The 13,333-nt window shown below is 60.5% G+C and carries 11 protein-coding genes; 8 read left to right on the top strand and 3 right to left on the bottom strand.

All coding sequences use genetic code 11. The features are described 5' to 3' along the window. The first annotated feature begins 198 nt into the window (after positions 1 to 198). Both C5L12_RS06755 and C5L12_RS06750 read left to right on the top strand, forming a co-directional pair. On the top strand, positions 199 to 939 hold the full coding sequence (locus C5L12_RS06755; RefSeq protein WP_105371248.1) for an ATP-binding cassette domain-containing protein: 741 nt from the start codon (positions 199 to 201) through the stop codon (positions 937 to 939). A gap of 23 nt (positions 940 to 962) precedes the next feature. Next, entirely contained in the window at positions 963 to 1,967 is a 1,005-nt protein-coding gene (locus tag C5L12_RS06750; RefSeq protein ID WP_105371247.1) for an ABC transporter permease, read from the top strand. Positions 1,968 to 2,006: 39 nt separating this feature from the next. On the opposite strand, the gene C5L12_RS06745 is transcribed toward C5L12_RS06750, so the two are convergent. From C5L12_RS06745 to C5L12_RS06735, 3 genes are all read right to left on the bottom strand, one after another. Further along, a complete protein-coding gene (locus C5L12_RS06745; RefSeq protein WP_105371246.1) occupies positions 2,007 to 3,038 on the bottom strand; it encodes a LacI family DNA-binding transcriptional regulator in 1,032 nt (343 codons plus the stop codon). Positions 3,039 to 3,284: 246 nt separating this feature from the next. Then, positions 3,285 to 4,487 (bottom strand): mandelate racemase/muconate lactonizing enzyme family protein, encoded by a 1,203-nt coding sequence (locus C5L12_RS06740; protein WP_105371245.1) that lies wholly within the window; start codon positions 4,485 to 4,487, stop codon positions 3,285 to 3,287. 118 nt (positions 4,488 to 4,605) lie between these two features. Further along, complete coding sequence (locus tag C5L12_RS06735; protein ID WP_105371244.1) at positions 4,606 to 5,511, bottom strand: LysR family transcriptional regulator; 906 nt, start codon at positions 5,509 to 5,511, stop codon at positions 4,606 to 4,608. Positions 5,512 to 5,727: 216 nt separating this feature from the next. Between C5L12_RS06735 and C5L12_RS06730 the strand changes: the two genes are divergently transcribed. From C5L12_RS06730 to C5L12_RS06705, 6 genes are all read left to right on the top strand, one after another. After that, complete coding sequence (locus tag C5L12_RS06730) at positions 5,728 to 6,702, top strand: ABC transporter permease (RefSeq protein ID WP_105371243.1); 975 nt, start codon at positions 5,728 to 5,730, stop codon at positions 6,700 to 6,702. After that, positions 6,699 to 7,598: an ABC transporter permease gene (locus tag C5L12_RS06725; RefSeq protein ID WP_105371242.1), complete on the top strand. Its 900-nt coding sequence runs from the start codon at positions 6,699 to 6,701 to the stop codon at positions 7,596 to 7,598. The genes C5L12_RS06730 and C5L12_RS06725 overlap by 4 nt, the downstream gene beginning before the upstream one ends. Positions 7,599 to 7,605: 7 nt before the next feature. After that, a complete protein-coding gene (locus tag C5L12_RS06720; RefSeq protein ID WP_205839312.1) occupies positions 7,606 to 8,589 on the top strand; it encodes an ABC transporter ATP-binding protein in 984 nt (327 codons plus the stop codon). After that, complete coding sequence (locus tag C5L12_RS06715) at positions 8,586 to 9,641, top strand: ABC transporter ATP-binding protein (RefSeq protein ID WP_105371241.1); 1,056 nt, start codon at positions 8,586 to 8,588, stop codon at positions 9,639 to 9,641. The genes C5L12_RS06720 and C5L12_RS06715 overlap by 4 nt, the downstream gene beginning before the upstream one ends. A gap of 29 nt (positions 9,642 to 9,670) precedes the next feature. Then, positions 9,671 to 11,236, top strand: coding sequence for an ABC transporter substrate-binding protein (locus C5L12_RS06710; RefSeq protein WP_245422786.1), 1,566 nt, complete (start codon positions 9,671 to 9,673; stop codon positions 11,234 to 11,236). Between the two features lie 201 nt (positions 11,237 to 11,437). Beyond that, complete coding sequence (locus C5L12_RS06705) at positions 11,438 to 13,333, top strand: CocE/NonD family hydrolase (protein WP_245422785.1); 1,896 nt, start codon at positions 11,438 to 11,440, stop codon at positions 13,331 to 13,333.

The raw sequence follows: 13,333 nt of genomic DNA, 5'->3' as shown, positions 1-13,333 counted from the left end.
TTCGATGATCTACTCTATTGCGAATTTGATCATATTATGTGCTAATAACAGCACTTAATTAGCGAAGCAGTCAAGCGGGAATTTAGCAGGCGTCGCAGCCAGGGCCGCGGAAATGCAGCAAGACTGGCTGGCCCTGCCAAGGCACGAATCGCGCTCCGCGATCGGTTCTCATCCGAAGAGGAGCAGAAAGGGAGGCATATGAGCGCGCTGAGACTTGAGGGAGTGAGCAAGCATTTTGGGGCAATCCATGCATTGAGCGACGTGTCGCTCTCCGTCGAGCCGGGAGAAGTCATCGGCCTGATGGGCGACAACGGGGCTGGCAAGTCCACTTTGGTGAAGGTCATAGCCGGAAATTTTGCGCCGAGCTCCGGCGAGATCTTCATCTCCGGCAGCAAAGCCGAGTTTCATAGGCCGTTGGATGCCCAGCGCGCCGGAATCGAGGTGGTCTATCAGGACCTCGCCATTTGCGACAACCTGTCGGCGGCCGCGAATGTATTTTTGGGACGCGAACTGACCAAGCAGCTCGGCCCGCTCCGCATCCTTGACTACGCGCAGATGCGCATGAAGGCCGGAGAACTGTTCGCTCGCCTCAAGTCCGAGACGAGGCCTCGCGATCTGGTCAGGCGCATGTCCGGCGGCCAACGGCAGGCCGTGGCCATTGCCCGCGCGCTTCTCAGCGATGCGAAGATCATCCTTATGGATGAGCCCACGGCCGCGATTTCCGTGCGGCAGGTTGCGGAGGTGCTCAATCTCATACGTTATCTAAGCGACCATGGCATTGCGGTGGTGCTGGTCAGCCATCGCATGCCGGATGTATTTCAGGTGGCGGACAAAATCGCAGTGCTGCGCCGCGGCCGTCTGGTGGCCCACAAGAAGTCGGGTGATTCCTCGCCCGAGGAGATTACCGGTCTCATCACCGGTGCAATCGAGTTCGCATGAACGATCAGGGGAAGAGAAATTCAATGTCGACAGCAAATTCACTGGCTGACGTCATCGACCAGTCCGAGCATCGCGGTCTGCGATCGCGCCTCATCAGCCACCAGACATTCTGGGTCTTCATGGCTGCGATACTGGCCTGCCTGGCACTGTCGGTGCTGACCGACACATTCGCGACCGAGCGGAATCTGTTCAATGTCTCGCGTAACTTCGCATTCGTCGGCATCATTGCGCTCGGGATGACCGCGGTGATCGCTTCGGGAGGCATAGATCTGTCGGTTGGGTCGACCGTCGTGCTCTCGTCCATGACCGTAGCCGTTTTGATGTCGGCGGGCATGCCGTTCTGGATCGGCGTCCCGGCGGCGCTGGCAGTCGCAATCCTGGTGGGGGTGGTCAATGGGGTGCTGATCGCTTACGCCGGCATGCCCTCCTTCGTGGTCACGCTGGGGATGTTATCCGTGGCGCGATCTCTCGCCATGGTATTGTCCAACAACAAGATGATCTACCAGTTCGGCCCGGATCACGCTCTGCTGCTGGCGCTGGGGGGCGGCTCCACCATGGGATTGCCCAACCCGCTCATCGCCCTGGTCGTTCTGGCTGCAATCACGGGTTTCCTTTTCAGATGGACCCGCTGGGGGCAACACCTCTTCGCTATGGGAGGAAATGAAAATGCGGCCAAGCTTACGGGCATTCCCGTCAGGCAATTGAAGGTTTCGGTCTATGTGTTTTCAGCACTGACAGCCGGGATTACCGGCGTGCTGGAAGTTGGCTGGCTGGGCGGTGTTACAACCAATCTTGGTCAGGGCATGGAGCTTTCCGTTATAGCGGCGGCCGTCATCGGCGGGGCCAATCTCGCCGGAGGAATAGGCACGGCCTTTGGAGCGCTCGTGGGGGCGCTCCTCATCGAGGTGATCCGAAACAGTCTGATATTGCTGGGCATCAGCACCTTCTGGCAAGGCGCCTTCGTCGGTTCGTTTATCGTCATTGCAGTGGCCTTCGACCGCTTTCGCAGCATCCGTCAATCGGGCTGATGCAGGCATCCCGCCGCACGGGCGGGTGTCGTCAAGCGATCACTGCGCTGCCACGCTGGATTCGATATCGTCGAAGCGGCGCTTGGCCGTGGACCCTCGCGCAATCAGTTCACATTCAACCTTTATGCGGCTGGGAGTAGTGTGCAGGCCGCCGGCCGCGTCGATAAGCAGTTCTGCGGCCGTCCGCCCCATCTCGTAGAGGGGAAGGACAAGGGTCGACAGGGGAGGGTGCGTATACTGCGCGATATCGCGATCGTCAAAGCCAATGACGGCGACATCATCCGGGACTTTGGCGCCTAATTGCTTGAGCGCGTCGAAACAACCGACCGCCATCATATCGTTGGCACAGAAGATGGCATCGGGCGGGTTGTCCAACGCCATCAGTTCCAGCGTCATCTCGTAGCCGGCCGATGGTTCCCAGTTGCCTGGGCGCACCAGCGCGGGATCGTAGGCTATATCGTTGCTGGCCAATGCCTGCTTGTAACCCTTGAGACGATCTCGTGCGGCATCCACTCCCTGCTGGCCATTGATGAAGCCGATCCGCCGACGCCCCGACAAAAGCAGGTGCTCGGTAGCGCTGCGACCGCCCAAGAGATCGCCGGGTAGAACGGAATGATGTTCGCGATGCTCGTCATAGCAGTTCACGAGGACGATGGGCAGGTCGGCAATGGCTGCGGGAATCTGCACGAGCCTGGTCAGGATCGTTCCGTAGATCAGACCGAGGATGGGCAACTTCCTCAGGTTGGCGACGATACTGGTCTCAACATCGGCGTCGCCGTGGCTGACTGCCATCAGAACGTTGATGCCGTATTCAAGGGCCTTGTCCCGGGCGCCTTCGAAGGCCAGCGACATCCAGGGATCCGTTGAGGTTTCGTCGGCGACGAAGACGATCGTGGATCGCCCGCCCGGCGCCGTCTTGGTTCCGCGGCGCACGAAACGATAACCAAGCGTTTGCGCCGCTTCCAGCACGCGGCTCCGCGTGGCGTCGGCAAGCCGGGCGCCTTTCGATCCACTGAGAACCAATGAGACGGTAGCTTGGGAGACCCCCGCCGCGGCAGCAACATCCATCATCGTGGGGCGCCCCACGCTTACTCGCTTCTTAGACTTCGACATTAATGATCATTCCCTGATAGGCCTCCGGCTCTTTCATGCATCCGCTGTGATAATATCACACCGAAAATGGGTCTATTTTGCAAATGCATATTGCTGATATTAGCAAATAAAATCTTATAGACCCCGAAGGCGTGAGGATCGGAGCAATTTCGAGCTTCATTGCCTTAGTGATTCCGTAGTTTTTGGCGGGTTGACACAGTTTGATCAGAGGCTTTTTGCGTCGGAGATCCTGCGGGTCACCGTGAATGCCTTGCCGAGATCCGGGTGCAGTTCCATTCCGAGGCCCGGGCCGGGCGGTACGGTGATCACGCCGTTCTTCACTTCCGGGAGCGCGGTGACGAGGTCGCGATACCAGGTGCGGTAGAAGGCCCGCACGCTTTCCTGAATGAGCGCGTTCGGCGCGTTCAGCGAAAGATGCGTCGAGGCGCAGAGCAGCACAGGTCCGGTGCAGTCATGCGGGGCGATCGGCAGGTGCCAAGCTTCCGCCATCGAGGCGATCTTGCGGGCTTCGGAAATGCCGCCGCACCAGCCGATATCAAGCATGACGACACCGGCCGCGCCGGTTTCCAGCAGATCGCGGAAAGCCCAGCGGGAGCCGAGCGTCTCTGATGCCGAGATCGGAGCGGGCGAAACCTCGACATAACGTTTCAGGTCCGAGAGACTGTCCATCTTGATCGGGTCTTCATGCCAGAACGTTTGGTAGGGCGCCAGCGCCTTGGCGATCTGCATGGCGGGCAGGAGCTGCCACATCGAGTGGAATTCGACCATGATGTCCATCTTGTCGCCGACGGCTTTGCGGATCTTCTCGAACGGCTCAAGCGCAGACTTCAGATTCGGCAGGGAGATGTATTGGCCGCGGGTCTTTTCGGCCGCCGGATCGAAAGGCCAGATTTTCATGGCCGTAATGCCTTCTTCCAGCAGCGATTCCGCCAGCTCGTCGGCGCGATAGAGAAAGCCGTTCAGGTCGTCGTAGCTCGTTCCGGCGGTGAGGCCGTAATTGCTGGTCTGCTGTCCTGTATTGCGCTTGACATATTCCGTGCCGGCGCAGGTGTTGTAGGTGCGGATCTCGCTTCGGGTGAAACCGCCGAGAAGCTGGGCGATTGGCAGGTTGGTCGCCTTGCCGAAAATATCCCAGAGCGCGATGTCGAAAGCCGAGTTGCCGCGCACTTCCGCGCCGGAGGAGCGGAAACCGATGTAACCGACCAGATCCTGCGCAAGCAGGTCGATCTGTAACGGATTACGGCCGATGACGCGCGGCGCGATGAATTCATGCACATGCGCCTCGACGGCCTGAACGCCATAGAAGGTCTCGCCAAGACCAGTGATCCCTTCATCGGTGTGGACCAGAATCCAGAGAAGGTTTTCGCGTTCGTCGATGCGAACGGTTTCGATGCCGGTGATTTTCATGATGTTTTCCGTGAACGTGGATTGCAGGTGGCGGGACAAAAAGGGAGGTTGATCTTCAATCTATCTGCTGCGATCGGTTTGCGAAATCCAAGGCTTCAGCCGGCACCCGATTTTTCTGTCAGGCTGACGCCGTCATATCGTCGTTGCTGCCGGGCTTGATGGCATTTATGAAGGCCTCCGCGGTCCAGGACAGCGGTGTTCCGGGAAGGATGATGATCCCATAATCTGAGACCTTGTCAGGCAGGAACGGGCGCATGGCGACTGCGTCGCTGCGGAAAAACTCGGCGATCAACGATGGCACGATCGCTATGCCGAGCCCCTGGGCGGCGCAGGCGCAGGCGGTTTCTACCGAATGGACTTCAAGGCTGCAGCGATAGGTCGGAACCATGCGGCGCAGTTCGTGCTCCAGCTCGTTGCGGTTGATCCTTTGCCGGCCAAGCAGGATCAGGTCGTTTCGGGCAAGATCGTTGACATCGATCGCTTCTTTTGCCGCAAGCGGGTGGCCGGCGGGCATGACGCAGGTCGTGCCGCTCACAAAGAGCGGTCGGGCGTCGAAGGAGTGCTGTTCGACCGGCAGGCGCACGAAGCCGAGGTCGGCTGTGCGGTTGTAGACCATGCGCTCGATCGCGTCGTACGGACCGCTCAGGATCTCCACCGTCACACGTGGATGATCCGCCTTGAAACGCGCGACGATGGGCGGCAGCATGGTGGTCGAAAGGCTGTGGGGGAAGGCAACGCGCACAAGCGCCTCGCCGAAGGCGCCGGAAACCACGTCGCCGACCTTGGTTCGGAGCCGAGCGACGCTTTGAGCCACGTCGTCCACCTCGTTCACCAGAAGCCGGGCCTCCGGGCGCGGGATGAGCCTGCCCTTGTCGCGCAGGAAGAGTTCACGGCCGATCTGTTCTTCCAGCGAGGCGAGCTGACGGCTGATGGCCGATTGCGACAGGCCGAGCTGGGCTGCAGCCGCCATGGTCGAGCCGGTATCCATGATCGTCTTGAAGATTTCGAGCTGCTTGAAATTCATGATCCGATCCTATGGGCAACGGACCGCCGAACACAAGCGGAGACAGCCAGGCACGTCTGCCTCGCGCGCAAAACGCATAGGCTCATGCATTCCACTCATAATATTGCGCATCTCTCCGGCGCCGTTATCGTGATCGTCAACAAACAGAAAAAGGGAACATTTTTCCATGGGAATTCTCTGTCCTTGGGGGATGAAGGGTAAGCGGGAGCGTACGTCATGACGGTCTTCGTCATCCGCCGCTTCCTGCAGAGCATTGCTGTCTTGGTCGTGACCGCGGTCATCGTCTTTCTAGGCATCTATGCGATCGGCGACCCTGCGGAAATGTTGATCTCGCCGGATGCGAGCCAGGCCGAACGCGCCCAGGTGGTTGCGTCGCTCGGCCTCGACAAGCCGCTTTGGGAACAGTTCTTCACCTTTACCTGGAACGCGTTGCACGGCGATCTCGGCCGCTCTTTCGTCTTTAACCGCCCGTCGATCGCGCTGATCTTCGAGCGCCTGCCGGCGACGCTGGAGCTGACGCTGACCGGCCTCGTCTTCGCGATCCTGCTCGGTATTCCGCTCGGCCTGCTTTCGGGCCTGAAGCCGAACAGCGCCACAGACGAAGTGATCATGACCGGCTCGATCTTCGGCTTTTCGCTGCCGAGCTTCTGGCAAGGCATGATGCTGATCATGATCTTTTCCGTCTGGCTCGGCTGGCTGCCCTCCACGGGCCGTGGCCCGGTGGGGGAGTTTCTCGGTCTCCATTCCAGCCTCTTCACGCTGGATGGCCTGAAGCACCTCATCCTGCCGGCGATCAATCTCTCTCTGTTCAAGCTATCGCTGGTGATCCGTCTGACGCGCACCGGGGTGCGCGAGACCATGCCGCTCGATTTCGTGAAATTCGCTCGCGCCAAGGGGATTTCCGAACGCCGCATCGTGTTCGTGCACGTGTTCAAGAACATCCTCATCCCGCTGATCACCGTGATCGGTCTTGAACTCGGCAGCATGCTGGCGTTTGCCGTCGTCACCGAAACGATCTTCGCATGGCCGGGCATCGGCAAGCTGCTGATCGATTCGATCATGCGGCTCGACCGGCCGGTGGTGGTCGCCTACCTGCTGGTCATCGTCAGTCTGTTCATCTTCATCAATTTCGTGGTCGACGTGCTTTATTCGCTGGTCGATCCGCGCGTTCGCCTGGGAGATGCATCATGAGCGCCACTGCTCTTTTCCGCGAGGACATGCTGCTTGGCCGTCTGATCATGGGTATCGGCCGCAGTCCGAAAGCCGTTATTGCCGCCGTGGTCTGCGTCATCCTGCTGTTTGCCGCGATCGCCGGGCCCTTTCTCACGCCGCAGGACCCCTACGACCTCGCGGCTCTCGATATCCTCGATTCCAAGTTGCCGCCGGGCTCGCAAAACATGGACGGCCTGACCTACTGGCTCGGCACCGACGGCCAGGGCCGCGACATGTTTTCCGCCATGGTCTACGGCCTGCGCACCAGCCTCGGCGTCGGCGTGTTCTCCGGCATCGTGGCGCTGGTGGTCGGCACGGTGCTCGGGTTGACCGCCGCCTATTTCGGCGGACGTATCGATACACTGATCATGCGCGTCGTCGACCTGATGCTCGGCTTCCCGACCATTCTGGTGGCGCTGATGTTGTTGGCGCTTTTGGGGCAGGGGCTGTGGAAGGTGATCTTCGCGCTGATCCTTGTGCAGTGGGCGACATTTGCCCGCGCCGTCCGGAGTGCGGCACTGGTCGAGAAAAACAAGGATTATGTCGAGGCGGCCGTCACGCTCGGCATCTCGACGCCGCGCATTCTGATCGGCCATCTCCTGCCGAACTGTCTGCCGCCGCTGATCGTCATCGGCATGCTGCAGGTGGCGAATGCAATCTCGGCGGAAGCGACGCTTTCTTTTCTCGGCATCGGCCTGCCGATCACCGAACCCTCCCTCGGACTGCTGATCGCCAACGGCTACCAGCTGCTGATGTCCGGCGAATACTGGATCAGCGTCTACCCCGGCGTGCTTCTCCTCATCCTCGTCTTCTCGATCAACATCGTCGGAGACAGGTTGCGTGAAGTGCTCAATCCTCGGCTGGGCGAAAGGTGAGCATCCTATGACAAGTATTGGTCCCCCAGTTCTCGAAGTCCGAAACGTTTCCACCCATTTCATGACCCGCCGCGGAGCTCTGAAAGCTGTCGATGACGTCAGCTTCACGGTCGGCCAGCGCGAAATCGTCGGGCTGGTCGGCGAATCCGGCTCGGGCAAGTCGATTACCGGCTTTTCGATCCTCGGCCTCGTCGATCCGCCGGGCCGTGTCGTGTCCGGGCAGATCCTGTTCAACGGAGAGGACCTGTTGAAGATGTCGCCGTCTGCGATGCGGACGATCCGGGGTAAACGCATCGCGATGATCTTTCAGGATCCGATGATGACGCTGAACCCGGTTCTCTCGGTCGGCACGCAGATGATCGAGACGGTGCAGGCCCATGACAAGGTTTCGCGTGCGGAGGCGCGTGCCCGGTCCCGCGATGCGCTCGGTCTGGTCGGCATTCCTTCGCCGGAGGAGCGGCTCGACGCTTACCCGCACCAGTTCTCGGGAGGCATGCGCCAGCGCGTAGCAATCGCAATTGCGCTGTTGCACCGGCCCGACCTGATCATCGCCGATGAGCCGACGACGGCGCTCGACGTGACGATCCAGTCGCAGATCCTGTTCGAGATCAAGCGGCTCGCCGCCGAGTTCGGCATGGCGCTGATCTGGATCAGCCACGACCTCGGCGTGGTGGCGGCGCTCGCTGATCGCATCATGGTCATGTATGCGGGCAGGATCGTCGAGGCGGGGAAGGTGGACGGCGTGCTTTCCGAGCCGCGCCACCCCTACACCTCCGGCCTGCTCAGCGCCATTCCCGCCGCGGTGCCGCGCGGCGAGCCGCTTCGTCCTATCCCCGGCTTTGCCCCCTCGCCGCTCTCGCGTCCCTCCGGCTGTGCCTTCCGCGACCGCTGTGTCCGGGCCACCGACATCTGCGTCACCGAACCGATGCTCGAAATCGCCGCCGGTCGTGAGTTCCGCTGCTTCCACCCGTATCTCTGGAGCGCCGCATGACAAGTTCGATCAGGCAAACCGTGCCGCTCGTAGAAGCCGTCAACGTCAGCCGACGCTTTTCGCGCAAGCTCGACTATGCCGAAAGGATCGCCAATCTTTTCGGGGCCGGACTGGAGGAGAAGACCGTTCACGCGGTCGACAAGGTGAACCTCGCCGTCTATCCCGGTGAAGTCGTTGGCCTCGTCGGCGAATCCGGCTGCGGCAAGTCGACCCTCGGCCGCGTGATGGCCGGAATCATGCCGGCAAGCGAAGGCGAGGTGCGCTGGAAACGCAAGCCGCTGACGGCGCTTCAGGGCGAGGAGAGGCGCGCCATGCGGCTTTCCGCCCAGATGATTTTCCAGGACCCGATGTCGACCCTCAATCCGCGCAAGCGGGTGATCGACCTGATCGGCGAAGCGCCCAAGGTGCATGGCATCGTCAAGGGCCGCGACGTTCGTGACTATGTCGCTTCGCTTGTCGAGCGTGTCGGCCTCGATGCCTCCTATCTCGACCGTTACCCGCACCAGTTCTCCGGCGGCCAGCGGCAGCGCATCGGCATTGCCCGGGCGCTGGCAGTGAAACCAAGGCTGCTCGTCTGCGATGAATCCGTTGCGGCACTCGATGTCTCGATCCAGGCGCAGATTCTCAACCTTTTCATGGACCTCAAACGTGAATTCGGCCTCACCTACCTCTTCATCAGCCATGATCTCGGCGTGGTGAAGCACATCTGCGACCGGGTGGTCGTGATGTATCTCGGTCGCGTGGTCGAAAGCGCGACGCCGGATGAACTCTTCGACAATCCGAAACACCCCTATACCCAGGCGCTGATCCGCGAACTGCCGAGCGTCACGGATCGCCGCCGTGTCTTCACACCGATCAAGGGTGAGATCCCGTCGCCGCTCCATCCGCCGCCGGGATGCCATTTCCATCCGCGCTGTCCCATGGCTTTCGATCGCTGCCATGCGGACCGGCCGGCTCTGAAGGAAAACGCCGACGGCCATGTCAGCGCCTGCCACCTGAACGATCTCGCCGCCCATCAGGCAACAAATGCGACGGCCGAACCGGCCATCTAAAAAGGAAGGGAACAGATAGAATGAAACCGATGAAATTTCTCCTGGCCGGGATTGCCGCCTCGGTCATCGCGCTCGGCTCGGCCGAGGCCGCTGACCTCGTGCTCGGCAGCGCCACCGAGCCGTCGGCGATCGACCCGCAGTTTTCGCGCACCGGCAACAACCAGAACATCGCCATGCAGGTCTTCGACCGCCTGGTGCAGACCGACCCGACAATCAACGTGGAGCCGGCGCTGGCGGTCTCGTGGACGAACATCGATCCGCTGACCTGGCATGTGAAGCTGCGCGAAGGCGTCAAGTTCCATGATGGCAATCCGCTGACCGCCGAAGACGTGATCTTTTCGCTGACCCGCGCCAGGAATATCCCGAACAGCCCGGCACCTTTTTCCGGCAATGTCGGGGCGATCGACAGCATGAAGGCGCTGGACGACCTGACCATCGAATTCAAGACGAAAAAGCCCACTCCGGACTTCATCGAGCAGATCGGTTTTGTCTACATCGTCGAGAAGAAGGTCTCAGAAGGCGCGTCGATCGAGGACTTCAACAGCGGCAAGGCAGCGATCGGTACAGGAGCCTACAAATTTAAGTCCTGGACGCCGGGCGACAACCTGGTTCTGACCCGCAATGACGGCTTCTGGGGCAAGAAGCAGGACTTCGACAATGTCACGATCAAGTTCATCTCGAACGATGCGTCCCGCGTTGCAGCGCTCCGCTCCGGCGCAGTCGATCTGATCGATGCGGTGCCGCCGGGCGATGTGAAGACGCTCCAGGGTATTTCCGGCCTCAAGGTTTTCTCGACTGCATCGGCCCGGATAATCTACCTTGCGCTCGACAGCGCCCGCGACAAGAGCCCCTTCATCACCGACAAGGACGGCAAGCCGCTCGACAAGAACCCGCTGAAGGACGTGAAGGTGCGCCAGGCACTTTCGAAGCTCGTCAACCGTCAGCTGATTATCGACCGTATTCTCGATGGTTCGGCAGAACCTGCAGGCCAGCTCGTGCCCAACGGCGTGGCTGGAAACGATCCATCCATCGAGGCACCTGCCTTCAATGCGGACGAGGCCAAGAAGCTGCTGGCCGATGCCGGCTACAAGGATGGCTTCGGCATCACCCTCCACACCTCCAATGACCGCTTTCCGGGCGACGCGGAGGTCGCTCAGGCGCTCGGCCAGATGTTCGCCCGTGGCGGCCTGAAAGTGAACGGGGTCGTCGCTCAGCCCTATAACGTCTATACCAAGGGGGCTGGGGCCGGCGAATTCTCCGCCTTCATCTTCTCGCTTGGCAACTCGACGCCGACGTCTGCCACCGGCCTTCGCAATCTGCTGATGACGGCCAACAAGGATGCCGGCACGGGTTCGTTCAACCGTACCAAGTATTCCAACCCGGCTTTCGACGAGGCGATGCGCGTCGCGACTGCCGAGTTCGATGCAGAGAAGCGCGTGGAGCTTCTGCAGAAGGCGACCAAGCTGGTGTTTGCTGACGTACCGGTCATTCCGCTTTACTGGCAGAAGGTTCATTGGGCCGGCAAGGCAAACCTTTCCTACGTTGCCAATATGACGGAAGACACGAGCGCAACGCTCGCCGGTCTCGCCAAATGAGGCCCTCTACAAAGGAGAGGGCGGGTGATCCACAGAGGCCGAAACCCTCTCTGCCGTCATCCTCGGGCTTGTCCCGAGGATCTGCAAACGGTTGATTTTTGACGTGGTTGGATCCTCGGGACAAACCCGAGGATGGCGTGAAGTACGGGGTACAGGTTTGTCATCAACCCGGTGCCTCCCAATATTTTCGAGGATACGGATATGGATACCCTGACGCCATCGCGCTTCGAGGTGATTGCCGACGACGTGATTGTCGAACGCGATGTGATGGTGACGATGCGCGATGGCGTGAGGCTCGCGACGGACGTCTACCTGCCGGCCAAGGACGGCAAGGCGATCGATAGCCGGCTGCCGGCAATCATGGAGCGCACGCCCTATGGCAAGACGGAGCGCTCGCGTTCCGAGATCGAAGTCGGCATGGCGACGCCGATGAAGCGCGAGGAAGTCGCCCTATATTTTGTGCGGGCCGGCTATGCGGTGATCTATCAGGATTGCCGAGGCCGCTACAATTCCGAAGGCGAGTTCAGCAAGTATATTTCCGAAGCCGCCGACGGCTACGACACCGCTGGCTGGCTGGTGGAACAGCCCTGGTCGAATGGCAAGTTCGGGACGATGGGCCTTTCTTACGCGGCACATACGCAGGCAGCACTCGCCTGCCTCAACCCGCCGGGCCTCGCCTGCATGGTCATGGATTCGGGTGGGTTTTCGAACGCCTATCAATGCGGTATCCGCCAGGGCGGCGCATTCGAGCTGAAGCAGGCGACCTGGGCCTACAATCAGGCGATCGGCGAGGGCAATGAACTGGCCCGTGCGGCAATCGAGGCGGAGGACATCCACGCATGGTTTTCCGCAATGCCCTGGAGCGAAGGCGTTTCGCCGGTGCGGTGGATGCCGGAATACGAAGACTACCTGCTGGAGCAGTGGCGAAGCGGCACGTTCGACGAAAGCTGGCGCCGTGTCGGGCTTTACATGGAAGGTTTCTATGAGACTTTTCCGGAAATACCCATCGTGCTGATGTCGAGCTGGTACGACGCTTATGTGAAGTCGACGCTCGACAATTATCGGGGTCTCTCCGGCAAGGATAGCCGGCCGCTGCAGCTGATCATGGGGCCGTGGCTGCATGGCAACCGCAATTCCACCTTTGCCGGCGACACGTCCTTTGGGCCGGCGGCACCGCTTGGGGGCAATGTAACGGAAAGTTGGCTCTCCTTCCGGCGCGACTGGTTCGATCGATGGTTGAAGAGCAAGGAAAACCAAGTTGCAGCGGCGCCGGTTGTCCGCCTCTTCGTCATGGGCGGAGGATCGGGCAAGCGCAACGCTGAGGGACGGCTCGACCATGGGGGATACTGGATCGAGGCGAGCGACTGGCCGCTGCCGGAAACGGAATTCAAGTCGTATTACATCCATGAGAACGGCTCGCTTTCCACCGACATGCCGCAGACGGGCGCCGCACCATTCGCCTATGACTTCGATCCGAAGAACCCTGTTCCAACGATCGGCGGTTCGCTGACGAGCGGTCAACCGATCTTCGAGGGCGGCGGCTTTGACCAGCGCGAGGGGGAAAGGTTCTTCGGCTCCCGGCATCCCGGATTGCCATTGGCGGCGCGGGCCGATATCTTGTCGTTCGAGACCGCTCCGCTTGAGGACGAGATTGCCGTGGTAGGGCCGATCGTTGTTGAACTTCATGTGTCGTCGGATGCCCCCGACACCGATTTCACCGCAAAGCTGATCGATGTCTATCCACCGAGCAAGGACTATCCGACCGGTTATGCGCTCAATATCACCGATGGGGTCATCCGCTGCCGGTATCGCAATTCCTGGGAAAAGCCGGAGCCGATCGCGGCGGGAGAGGTTTTCAAAGTGCTCATCGAGCCTTTTGCGACTGCCAACCACTTTGCCAAGGGGCATCGCATCCGGCTGGATATCTCCTCGTCCAACTTCCCGAAATATGACGTCAATCCGAACAGTTTTGCGCCGGAAGGCAGAGGCCGCACGACCCGGATCGCACGAAACAGCGTATTTTGCGATGCTGCAAGACCCTCTTCAATCCGCCTTCCGATCGTAAGCCGCGCGGCTTTGAAACCACTGGCAAAGTGA

Source organism: Neorhizobium huautlense (assembly GCF_002968575.1).
Taxonomy (GTDB): domain Bacteria; phylum Pseudomonadota; class Alphaproteobacteria; order Rhizobiales; family Rhizobiaceae; genus Neorhizobium; species Neorhizobium huautlense.
This window is presented reverse-complemented; position numbering and strand designations above follow the sequence as displayed.

Coding starts and splice junctions, on each gene's coding strand:
- C5L12_RS06745 (WP_105371246.1), bottom strand. CDS start 3,038: ATGATGGATGTTGCTGCCGCGGCGGGGGTCTCCCAAGCTACCGTCTCA.
- C5L12_RS06710 (WP_245422786.1), top strand. CDS start 9,671: ATGAAATTTCTCCTGGCCGGGATTGCCGCCTCGGTCATCGCGCTCGGC.
- C5L12_RS06740 (WP_105371245.1), bottom strand. CDS start 4,487: ATGAAAATCACCGGCATCGAAACCGTTCGCATCGACGAACGCGAAAAC.
- C5L12_RS06720 (WP_205839312.1), top strand. CDS start 7,606: ATGACAAGTATTGGTCCCCCAGTTCTCGAAGTCCGAAACGTTTCCACC.
- C5L12_RS06730 (WP_105371243.1), top strand. CDS start 5,728: ATGACGGTCTTCGTCATCCGCCGCTTCCTGCAGAGCATTGCTGTCTTG.
- C5L12_RS06735 (WP_105371244.1), bottom strand. CDS start 5,511: ATGAATTTCAAGCAGCTCGAAATCTTCAAGACGATCATGGATACCGGC.
- C5L12_RS06715 (WP_105371241.1), top strand. CDS start 8,586: ATGACAAGTTCGATCAGGCAAACCGTGCCGCTCGTAGAAGCCGTCAAC.
- C5L12_RS06750 (WP_105371247.1), top strand. CDS start 963: ATGTCGACAGCAAATTCACTGGCTGACGTCATCGACCAGTCCGAGCAT.
- C5L12_RS06755 (WP_105371248.1), top strand. CDS start 199: ATGAGCGCGCTGAGACTTGAGGGAGTGAGCAAGCATTTTGGGGCAATC.
- C5L12_RS06705 (WP_245422785.1), top strand. CDS start 11,438: ATGGATACCCTGACGCCATCGCGCTTCGAGGTGATTGCCGACGACGTG.
- C5L12_RS06725 (WP_105371242.1), top strand. CDS start 6,699: ATGAGCGCCACTGCTCTTTTCCGCGAGGACATGCTGCTTGGCCGTCTG.